This window comes from Cupriavidus sp. IK-TO18 (assembly GCF_015549295.1).
GTDB lineage: Bacteria > Pseudomonadota > Gammaproteobacteria > Burkholderiales > Burkholderiaceae > Cupriavidus > Cupriavidus oxalaticus_A.
Window position 1 is genome coordinate 1 of the sequence record NZ_JADGMP010000055.1, and the last position, 10,742, is coordinate 10,742.

Here is a 10,742-nt window from a genome sequence, read left to right on the forward strand (position 1 = left end):
CGGTGGCCGGATGCCATTGCCAAGGGGGCTGAATTTACGATGCCGGTGGCTAAGTAAGGGTTGGTTTGACTTACGGCCCTGCGGGCGGCCACTCTTATCATAGTGAGCCGGGGTTTTCGTACGGGGCTTGTGTCTGTCGGCTATTGCGTGCCGGCACGCGCCTGTCTGTACGCCCTCGGCGTGGCTGACTCAGTCTTGTTCCAGCAGGCACGAAAGGCCTGCACGCTGGCGAAGCCGCTCTTCAGCGCGATTTCCTCCACGGCCAGGCTTGATGACGCAAGCAGCTTGCGCGCGCGTGCCATGCGCAGCGTGAGCTGGTATTGCTTGGGCGTCAGGCCGGTTTCCTCATGGAAGATGCGGGACAGGTGCCGCACGCTGATGGCAAAGCGGTCGGCGAAGCGCGGGTCGGCGACATTGGCATGGAGCTCGCGCGTGATCGCGTCCTGCACCGCATGCACCAGTGCGTTGCCATGCGAACGCGCGCGGAATTGCGGCGCCAGCTGCGGATCGCCGCTGAAGCGGCGGAAGGGCACGACGTTGTCGCGCGCGACGGCGATGGCGGCGTCATCGCCGTAAGCGTCGGCGACCAGCCGCAGCGCGAGATCGATGCCGGAGGCAACGCCGGCCGACGTCCATACATTGCCATCGCGAACGAAGACCCGGTTGTCGATGACCGACGCGGCTGGATGCCGCGCGCGCAGGCGGCGGGTATGTCCATGGTGGGTGGTGCACAGGCGGCCGTCGAGCAGGCCCGCGGCGCCCAGCAGGAAAGCGCCGGTGCAGACGGCGGCGACCTGCACGCCCGCGTTCCTGCCGTCGGCAAACGTTTCCCTGAGCCAGGCCGCCGTATCACGCCACGCCGCGGAAGTGGTCAGTGTGTCCAGAAGTTTGCTGCCGATCGCCAGCACCACATCGCCCGGTTCCAGTCGCGCAGGCAGCCGTTCGACCTGGCCCAACGCCGGTCCCTGGAACGACGTGACGCTCGAATGCGGTCCCGCGCAGCGCACCCGCAGCGGTGCAAGGCCCAGTTCCGCTACGCAGGAAAAGATCTGGAGCGGGCCGCCGAGGTCGAGCATGTGGACATTGGGCAGCACCAGCAGATAGGCGGTGGTCATGGCGGCAAGGAAAGGGCGAACGGTCCGATGCCGCCATTCTCGCGCGATCCGGCGGCGCTGCAACAGCCATGGCTGAAGATTTGCTTTTTTGGTCCACGACCTTGCCGTGGCGGCAGGATGGCGTTGCTTAGCATGTCGGCAAGCCCGCCCGACACAGGAACCGCCATGACCCGCACCCGCATCCCCGCGATCACCCTCGCGCTGGTCGCCATCGGCTTTGCCGCGATGTTCGTCTCGACCGCGGTGAAGGGCCTGTACCAGGTGTATTTCGTCGACCTCGCTGCCCACTTCGGCCAGGGCCGCGCGCAGTTCGCCTGGTCCGGCAGCGTGTTCATGCTGGCGACGGGACTGATGTCGCCGGTGGTCGGCGCACTAAGCGATCGGGTCGGGCCGCTGCGCACGGCCGCGACGGGAGCATTGGCCGCGGGGCTGGCGCTGGGCAGCGTGGCGTGGTGGCACCAGTCGCTCGCATTCTTCGTGCTGGCGTTCGGGCTGGCGGGCGCGTTCGGCCTGGCGGCGATGACCTTTGTGCCGATGGGCATCCTGGTCGATCGCCTGTTCGAGGAGCGCAGGAAGGGACTGGCCTATGCGGTCGTGACGAACGGTACCGCGATCGGATTCATCGTGCTGTCGCCGCTGTGGATCTGGCTGCAGCCGCGGGCGGGATGGACCACGGCCTTCGGCGCGGCGGGGGTGGTGTTCGCGCTGCCGGTGGCTGGCGCGCTGTGGCTGGCCTCGCGCCGGGAGCCGCGAGCCGCGCCGGCGCCGCAGGCGGCGGAGGTCTCGGCATGGGCGGTGGTCCGGCGCGACCCGGTCTTCTATGCGCTGGCGGCGGGCTTCTTCGGTTGTGGAGCGACCATGGCCTTCATCGACGTGCACCTGGTGGCGCACTGGCAGGGACAAGGCGTGCCACGGCTGGCGATGGGCACCGCGCTGAGCACGCTGGGCGTGCTGGAGCTGGCCAGCGGCATTGTCTCCGGCGCGCTGGCGTTGCGGTGGGACAAGCATCGCCTGCTGGCGGGGTTCTATGCACTGCGCTCGCTGTCGATGGTGCTGCTGCTGGTGCCGGGCCTTGGCGTGCTGCCCTTTGCAATGGGCTTTGGCGCAAGCTACCTGGGCACGGTGATCCTGACCTCGATGTTCTGCTTCGAGCGCTATGGCAGCCGGATCAAGGGCAAGGTATTCGGGCTGCTGTTCCTGGGCCACCAGTTGGGCGCCTTCCTGACGGTGCAGCTGGGCGCGTGGTCGTTCGATGCCACGCGCAGCTACCGGCACACCATCGTCGCGCTGGTCGGGATCACGCTGTGTTCGGCGGCATGTTCGTGGTTCGGGCTGCGCCGGGCGGGGGCGTTGCCGGTGGTGGCGACTGGCCGGGCGCAGGCTGTGGCACCGAGTCGTTGAATCGGCATCATGTTGCTGAAACTTCTGCTGGCGTCCGCCACGCTGGCGCCACTGGTGGCGGCCTGCACGATGCCGTGCACGCGGCAGGCCCGGATTCTCCTGTTCGTGGTGCTGGCGCTCGCCGGCACCGCCATGCTGATGCTGGACCCGCTCTCCGCCGCGCTGGCTCGCGTGGACGGCATTCTTGCCGCGCCCGGGTGCGGCGGCTGATGCCGGCTCAGGCCGGCTCAGGCCGGCTGAGGCCGGTCAGCACCGGGCGATCGCGCGTTCTCTATCATTCCGACGTCGTGCCCGCTGGGGCGCTGGCGCCGAAAGTGACGTCCGCGCAGTGCGGCAGGCGTAAACTAGCGCGCTTTTTCCGGGCCGCCGCCAATGCAGAAGCAGGCGCGCCGGCCACTGCTGCAGGAGTCTGAATGAGTTTGTTCCGCACCAAGGACATCGACGCGATGCTGGCCGTCGCGCGCGATGACGGCTTGAGGAAGGTGCTGGGTCCGGTCGACCTGGTGATGATGGGAATCGGCGCCATCATCGGCACCGGGATTTTCGTGCTGACCGGCACCGGCGCGCTGACCGCGGGGCCGGCGCTGACCGTGTCCTTCGTCATTGCCGCGCTGGCGTGCGGCTTTGCCGCGTTGTGCTACGCGGAGTTTGCCTCGGCCATCCCGGTATCGGGATCGATCTATACCTACAGCTATGCCACGCTTGGCGAGATCGTCGCGTGGATGATCGGGTGGGACCTGCTGCTGGAATACGGGCTGGCCACCTCGGCCGTATCGGTGGGCTGGTCGGGCTATTTCCAGTCGCTGATGGCGGGCTTCGGGCTGAAGCTGCCGGCGGCGCTGACCGCCGCGCCGGGCTCGGTGCCAGGCGTGGAGACCCTGATCAACCTCCCGGCCTGCCTGATCATGCTGGCCATCACCTGGGTCGTGTCTTACGGCGTGCGCGAATCCACGCGCGTGAACAACCTGATGGTGGCCGTGAAGATCGGCGTGGTGGTGCTGTTTATCGCGGTCGGCGTCTGGCACGTGCAGCCGGCCAACTGGGAGCCGTTTGCGCCGTTCGGCTTCAGCGGCATCTTCAATGCGGCGGCGCTGGTGTTCTTCGCCTTTATCGGCTTCGATGCGGTGACTTCTGCGGCCGAAGAAGTGCGCAACCCGCGCCGCGACCTGCCGATCGGCATCGTCGGCTCGCTGGCCGTATGCACGGTGCTGTATGTCGTGGTGGCGGCGATCATGACCGGCATCGTGCCGTTCGCCAAGTTTGCCGGCGTCGACCACCCGGTGTCGCTGGCGCTGCAATACGCGGGGCAAAACTGGGTCGCGGGCTTTGTCGACCTGGGCGCGATCCTGGGCATGACCACGGTGATCCTGGTGATGACCTACGGCCAGACCCGCGTGATCTTCGCCATGTCGCGCGACGGGCTGTTGCCGGAGCGGCTGTCGTCGGTGCATCCCGTGCATGCGACGCCTTACTTCGCCACCTGGACCGTGGGCCTGATCTTTGCCGCGATTGCCGGCTTCGTGCCGCTGAACGTGCTGGCCGAGCTGATCAATATCGGCACGCTGGCGGCCTTTACGCTGATCTCGGTGGCGGTGCTGGTGCTGCGCAAGACCCGTCCCGACCTGCCGCGCGCGTTCCGCTGCCCGGGCGTGCCGGTGGTGCCGCTGCTGTCGGTCGGCTTCTGCCTGTTCCTGATGGCGCACCTGCAGGCACTGACCTGGATTGCCTTCCTGGTGTGGCTGGCGCTGGGGCTGGTGATCTACTTCGCCTACGCGCGGCGCAACGCCGTGCTGCATAACCACGGCGGCTAGGCGTCAGCGCGGGCGGCGCTCCGCCGCGGCCTTCATGAAGGCCACCGCGCGCGGCTCGTTGGCATAGGCGGCGTTGATGCGGATCCAGGCCGAGGCCTCGCCGCCGGGCCGGAAATAATTGCCCGGCGCCAGCGTCACGCCGAATTCCTCGCCCAGCGCCACCAGGTCGCGCGAATCCTCGATGAAAGGTGGCCGCGCCCACAGGAAGTTGCCGCCGCTCGGTTCGCAGAACACTTCCCAGCCGCAGCCGGTCAGCTGCCGCACCGCGTTGGCCGACGCCTCGCGCACGCGCAGGCGCAGCCGCTCGATGTATTTGCGATAGCCGCCGCGCTCCAGCAGCGCCGCCGTGACCGCTTCCGCGAAGTGCGAGCCGGCGACGCTGGTCAGCACCTTGACGTCGACGAGGTCCTTGACCAGCGCCTTGTCGGCCACCACGTAGCCGATCCGCAGCGACGCCGACACCGTCTTGGAAAACCCGCCGATGTAGATCACGTGCTCGAGCTGGTCCAGCGTGGCCAGCCGGTCGGTGAAGTACGTCTGGAAGTCCGAGAAGATGTCGTCCTCGACAAAGCGGAAGCCGTGCCGGCGCGCCAGCTCCAGCAGCCGGAACGCGACCGGCGGCGCCAGCGTCGAGCCGGTGGGGTTCTGCAGCACGCTGTTGGTGAAGAACAGCTTGGGCTTGTGCTGGCGCAGCAGCGCCTCGCACGCGTCGGGGTCCGGGCCGTGGGGCGTGTGCGGCACGCCCACCAGCTGCACGCCATGCAGCCGCAGCAGGCCGAACAGGTTGTAGTAGCCGGGGTCCTCAACGAACACCGTATCGCCCGGCTTGAGCAGGTGGCGCACCACCAGGTCCAGCGCCTGGCTGGCGCCGGTAGTGATCAGCACCTGCGGCAGTTCCGCCGCGATGCCGAGCTGGCGCACGCGCAGCAGCACCTGCCTGCGCAGTTCGGGATGGCCCAGCGGCGTGGCGTAGTGGATCACGCTGTCGATCTCGGTGCGCGAGATCGCGCGGATCGCCTGCTGCAGCCCTTCCACGTCGCGCCAGGTCTCGGGCACGAAGCCGCCGGCTAGCTTCAGCGTGCTGCTGGGGTGGTTGAACTGCTCCAGGATGTGGTCGGAAAGATCCTCCGCCAGGCTGGGGTCCGACCAGCCGCGCTCCGAGCGCCCCGCGAGCGGGCTGTCCGCCACGTAGAAGCCCGACCCCTGCCGCGAATCCAGCAGCCCCTGCGACACCAGCCGGTCATAGGCCTCGATCACGGGGAAGCGGCTGATGCCGTTTTCCGCCGCCAGCTGGCGGATCGAGGGCAGTTTTGCCCCCGGCCGGGCCTCGCGGTTGCCGATCCACGACTTCACGCCATTGACGATCTGATCGGTCAGTGGAATCCCGGTGGAAGCATCTAATATGAGTTTCATAGGCAGGCAGCCGGGGGAAACCGGGATATGCAACTGTCAGTGCAACTGTCAGGGAAAACTACTGAACAGTTCATCGAAAACTGTTCACAACTGTACATGGGATTGTAGTGAGGGATGCGAATAATGGAAGCGTGGCGGAGATATCGGTTCCGCCAGGCTGATCAGGAGAGCATCATGCGCGAACTACGGACTTTCGAACTGGACGAGCCCGGACAGCCAGTGAGCTGGCGCGCCGGTTACGGGCAGACCGTCTGCGCGGCGGCGGGCAAGCTGTGGGTGACGGTGGAGGGCAATCCCAACGATATCTGGCTCGAGCCCGGCCAGGAACTGGCGCTGCCGGAAGGCTATCGCGTATGGCTGTCGGGCGATGGCCCGGAAGCACGCTTCACGCTGGCCCAGACGCCGGCACCGTGGTCGATGCGGCGGATGGCGGCGTGGCTGCACGCGCTGCGCCATCGGGTCGAGGAGCACAGCACGGATGCGTTCGGGGAATGCCCCCGGATATGGGCGTTGTGCCGGTGATCTCTTGCATTGCTGGCGAAGTACCCAGGGAGGGCCACCGCGAGGTGGCCTTTTGTTTGCCTGCTCTGCGCCGCGGCCACCTACTCTATAAGCACCGCTGCCCGCGCCGTTGGGGTTCCGCCTCATTGATTGACGTTTACGTCAACGTCATATAATCGACCAGCCCCAACCCCGGGGCCAGCCCGCGCACTTCCCGCCAAGCCGGCGCAGACCAGCACCCCGGGCGGACCTCGCGGTGGCAGCCAACACCCAGAGACGGTGGAGACAATGACCGACCTTTCCGATGTGCATGATGTGCGCCGCGGTGCGCCGCAGCCCAAGCCGGCGGAGCAGGGCCGCGGTCCGGCCAACAAGGTGCGCTTTGTCACGGCGGCGTCGCTGTTCGACGGCCATGACGCCTCGATCAACATCATGCGCCGCATCCTGCAGTCGCACGGCTGCGAGGTGATCCACCTGGGCCACAACCGCTCGGTCGAGGAGGTGGTCACGGCGGCCTTGCAGGAAGACGCGCAGGGCATTGCCATTTCCAGCTACCAGGGCGGCCACGTCGAGTACTTCCAGTACATGGTCGACCTGCTGCGCGAAAAGGGCGGCGCGCATGTGCAGGTTTTCGGCGGCGGTGGCGGCGTGATCGTGCCGGACGAGATCCGCGAACTGCAGGCCTACGGCGTGGCGCGCATCTACAGCCCGGAAGACGGGCAACGCATGGGCCTGGCCGGCATGATTGCCGACATGGTGCAGCGCTGCGACATCGACCTGTCGCGCTACGCGCCCACTTCGCTCGATCCGGTTGCAGGCGGCGACCGCCGCGCGCTGGCGCAGCTGATTACCGCGCTGGAAAACGGCAAGGCCGATGCCGCGCTGGTGCAGGCGATGCACGCGCAGGCGAAGCAGGCTTCGATTCCCGTCCTCGGTATCACCGGCACTGGCGGCGCCGGCAAGTCGTCGCTGACCGACGAACTGATCCGCCGCTTCCGCCTCGACCAGCAGGATGCGTTGTCGATCGCCGTGATCTCGATCGACCCGTCGCGCCGCAAGTCCGGCGGCGCGCTGCTGGGCGACCGGATCCGCATGAATGCGATCAACCATCCGAACATCTTCATGCGCTCGCTGGCCACGCGCGAGGCGGGCTCGGAGATCTCGCAGGCATTGCCGGACGTCATCGCCGCATGCAAGGTGGCGGGCTTCGACCTGGTGATCGTTGAGACCTCGGGCATCGGGCAGGGCGACGCCGCGATCGTGCCGCACGTGGACCTGTCGCTGTACGTGATGACGCCCGAGTTCGGCGCTGCCAGCCAGCTCGAGAAGATCGACATGCTGGACTTTGCCGACTTCGTCGCCATCAACAAGTTCGACCGCAAGGGCGCGCAGGATGCGTGGCGCGACGTGGCCAAGCAGGTGCAGCGCAACCGCGAGCAATGGCATGGCAAGGCCGAGGACATGCCGGTCTACGGCACGCAGGCATCGCGCTTCAATGACGATGGCGTGACCATGCTGTACCAGGGATTGCGCGCGGCACTGGCCGAGCGCGGCCTGAAGTTGCGGCCCGGTTCCCTGCCCGAGCTGTGGGGGCGCATCTCCACTGGCCAGAACGTGATCGTGCCGCCGGCACGCAGCCGCTATCTCGCCGAGCTGGCAGATACCTTGCGCGCCTACCACCGCCGCGTGGCAGAGCAAAGCCGCATCGCGCGCGAGCGCCAGCAGTTGCGCGAATCCAGCCGCATGCTGCAGGCCGCGCAGGGCGATGGCGCTGCACTCGATGCACTCGCCGCCCAACGCGACAGCGCGCTAGGCCAGGTCGAGCGCAAGCTGCTGGCGATGTGGCCGCAGATGCGCGAGGCCTACAGCGGCGACGAATACGTGGTGAAGATCCGCGACAGGGAAATCCGCACCGGCCTGGTCACGACGACGCTGTCAGGCACCAAGGTGCGTAAGGTGGTGCTGCCGCGCTTCGAGGACGAAGGCGAGGTGCTGAAGTGGCTGATGCGCGAGAACGTGCCCGGCAGCTTCCCTTACACCGCCGGCGTGTTCGCCTTCAAGCGCGAGAACGAAGACCCGACGCGCATGTTCGCCGGCGAGGGCGATGCCTTCCGCACCAACCGTCGCTTCAAGCTGGTGTCCGAGGGCATGGAGGCCAAGCGCCTGTCGACCGCGTTCGACTCGGTCACGCTGTACGGCGAAGACCCGCACGTGCGCCCGGACATCTACGGCAAGGTCGGCAACTCGGGCGTGTCGATCGCCACGCTCGACGATTTGAAGGTGCTGTACGACGGCTTCGACCTGACCAGTCCGTCGACGTCGGTGTCGATGACCATCAACGGCCCTGCGCCGACCATCCTGGCGATGTTCATGAACACCGCCATCGACCAGCAGCTCGACAAGTTCCGCGCCGACAACCAGCGCGAGCCGACCGCCGACGAAGAGGCCAAGATCCGCGCCTGGGTGCTGCAGAACGTGCGCGGCACGGTGCAGGCCGACATCCTCAAGGAAGACCAGGGCCAGAACACCTGCATCTTCTCCACCGAGTTCTCGCTCAAGGTAATGGGCGATATCCAGGAGTACTTTGTGCACCACCAGGTGCGCAACTTCTACTCGGTGTCGATCTCCGGCTACCACATCGCCGAGGCCGGCGCGAACCCGATCTCGCAGCTCGCCTTCACGCTCGCCAACGGCTTCACCTACGTGGAAGCCTACCTGGCGCGCGGCATGCACATCGACGACTTCGCGCCCAACCTGTCGTTCTTCTTCTCCAACGGCATGGACCCGGAGTACAGCGTGCTCGGCCGCGTCGCGCGCCGCATCTGGGCGGTGACGATGCGCGACAAGTACGGCGCCAACGAGCGCAGCCAGAAGCTCAAGTACCACATCCAGACCTCGGGCCGCTCGCTGCACGCGCAGGAGATCGATTTCAACGATATCCGCACCACGCTGCAGGCGCTGATCGCGATCTACGACAACTGCAATTCGCTGCACACCAACGCCTACGACGAGGCCATCACCACGCCTACCGGCGAATCGGTGCGCCGCGCGCTGGCGATCCAGCTGATCATCAATCGCGAGTGGGGCGTGGCCAAGTGCGAGAACCCCAACCAGGGCAGCTTCCTGATCGAGGAACTGACCGACCTGGTGGAAGAAGCGGTGCTGCAGGAATTCGAGCGCATCGCCGAGCGCGGCGGCGTGCTGGGCGCGATGGAGACCGGCTACCAGCGCGGCAAGATCCAGGAAGAATCGCTCTACTACGAGCAGCTTAAGCACGACGGCACGCTGCCGCTCATCGGCGTGAATACCTTCCGCAATCCGGATGGCGACCCGGTCCCGCAGAAGCTGGAGCTGGCGCGCTCCAGCGAGGCCGAGAAGCAGAGCCAGCTGGACCGCCTGCACGCGTTCCAGCAGGGCCATGCCGGCGAGGCGCCGGCGATGCTGCAGCGGCTGCGCCAGGCGGTGATCGACAACCAGAACGTGTTCGCGGTGCTGATGGACGCGGTGCGGGTCTGCTCGCTGGGGCAGATCACGCACGCGCTGTTTGAGGTCGGCGGGCAATACCGGCGCAATATGTAGACCCGGATTCACGTAGTACCCGGCTCAGTGACCGGTAATCGCGCAGGGCGGCCGCAGTGCAGGGTCGCCCTGCGTTACACTCGAATGCTGCGCCGCAGCTAACCGCAACATGGCGCCGGCGGCAACCAAATCCCGAGACAACCGCAATACGAGACCATGGACAGCCAGTACAACCCAAACAATATCTTTGCCAAGATCCTGCGCGGCGAGATGCCATGCATCAAGGTGTACGAGGACGACGACAGCATCGCTTTCATGGACATCATGCCGCAGGCCGACGGCCATACGCTGGTGGTGCCCAAGGAGGCGGCGGTCAATCTCTTCGACCTGTCCGAGCAGGCCGCGCAGGCGGCCATCGTGGCCACGCAGCGCGTGGCGCGCGCGGTGCGCGCCGCCTTCAGCCCCGACGGCATCTCGATCGGCCAGTTCAACGGCGCAGCGGCGGGCCAGACCGTGCCGCATATCCATTTCCATATCGTGCCGCGCTACAACGACCAGGCGCTGCGCGGCCATGCGCGCGACATGCAGGAGCCGGAAGTGCTCAAGGCGCATGCCGAGCGCATCATCGCCGCGCTGGCCAGGCAGGCCGACTGACGCAAACATCGATAAGCAACCAGCAAACAGAGGAAGAGAAGATGGCAATCAGGACAGTAGGTATCGTCGGTGCCGGCACCATGGGCAATGGCATCGCCCAGGCCTGCGCAGTGGTCGGCCTGAAGGTGGTGATGGTCGACATCAGCGACGCCGCCGTGCAGAAGGGCGTGGCCACCGTGGCGGGCAGCCTGGACCGGCTGATCAAGAAGGAAAAGCTGACCGAGGCGCAAAAGGCCGACGCGCTGGCGCGCATCCAGGGCAGCACGTCATATGACGACCTCAAGGCCACCGACATCGTGATCGAGGCCGCCACCGAGAACTACGACCT

General features: G+C 66.8%; 9 protein-coding genes. 7 read left to right on the forward strand and 2 right to left on the reverse strand.

The window, feature by feature from the left end:
• Window positions 1-140: 140 nt before the first annotated feature.
• Window positions 141-1,115, reverse strand: coding sequence for a GlxA family transcriptional regulator (locus tag IPF36_RS32995; protein WP_195432163.1), 975 nt, complete (start codon window positions 1,113-1,115; stop codon window positions 141-143).
• Window positions 1,116-1,280: 165 nt separating this feature from the next.
• On the opposite strand from IPF36_RS32995, the gene IPF36_RS33000 reads away from it, so the two are divergent.
• The 3 genes from IPF36_RS33000 to IPF36_RS33010 all read left to right on the forward strand — a co-directional run bounded on the left by IPF36_RS33000 (window position 1,281) and on the right by IPF36_RS33010 (window position 4,327).
• Window positions 1,281-2,516 carry an MFS transporter gene (locus tag IPF36_RS33000; RefSeq protein ID WP_195432165.1) on the forward strand — a complete coding sequence of 412 codons (1,236 nt, stop codon included), beginning with the start codon at window positions 1,281-1,283 and terminating at the stop codon, window positions 2,514-2,516.
• Window positions 2,517-2,525: 9 nt separating this feature from the next.
• A complete protein-coding gene (locus IPF36_RS33005; RefSeq protein WP_195432166.1) occupies window positions 2,526-2,726 on the forward strand; it encodes a hypothetical protein in 201 nt (66 codons plus the stop codon).
• 203 nt (window positions 2,727-2,929) lie between these two features.
• Entirely contained in the window at window positions 2,930-4,327 is a 1,398-nt protein-coding gene (locus tag IPF36_RS33010; protein ID WP_135704283.1) for an amino acid permease, read from the forward strand.
• A 3-nt stretch (window positions 4,328-4,330) separates the two neighbouring features.
• Here the strand turns inward: IPF36_RS33010 and IPF36_RS33015 are convergent, their stop codons facing one another.
• Window positions 4,331-5,740: a PLP-dependent aminotransferase family protein gene (locus IPF36_RS33015; RefSeq protein ID WP_195432168.1), complete on the reverse strand. Its 1,410-nt coding sequence runs from the start codon at window positions 5,738-5,740 to the stop codon at window positions 4,331-4,333.
• A gap of 174 nt (window positions 5,741-5,914) precedes the next feature.
• On the opposite strand from IPF36_RS33015, the gene IPF36_RS33020 reads away from it, so the two are divergent.
• From IPF36_RS33020 to IPF36_RS33035, 4 genes are all read left to right on the forward strand, one after another.
• Window positions 5,915-6,262, forward strand: coding sequence for a DUF2917 domain-containing protein (locus IPF36_RS33020; protein WP_133093552.1), 348 nt, complete (start codon window positions 5,915-5,917; stop codon window positions 6,260-6,262).
• A 267-nt stretch (window positions 6,263-6,529) separates the two neighbouring features.
• Window positions 6,530-9,820, forward strand: coding sequence for a fused isobutyryl-CoA mutase/GTPase IcmF (gene icmF / locus IPF36_RS33025; protein WP_135704287.1), 3,291 nt, complete (start codon window positions 6,530-6,532; stop codon window positions 9,818-9,820).
• Between the two features lie 156 nt (window positions 9,821-9,976).
• Entirely contained in the window at window positions 9,977-10,414 is a 438-nt protein-coding gene (locus tag IPF36_RS33030; RefSeq protein WP_135704289.1) for an HIT family protein, read from the forward strand.
• 11 nt (window positions 10,415-10,425) lie between these two features.
• Window positions 10,426-10,742, forward strand: a 317-nt coding sequence (locus IPF36_RS33035) for a 3-hydroxyacyl-CoA dehydrogenase NAD-binding domain-containing protein (protein ID WP_368671213.1), incomplete at its 3' end; no start/stop codon positions are given.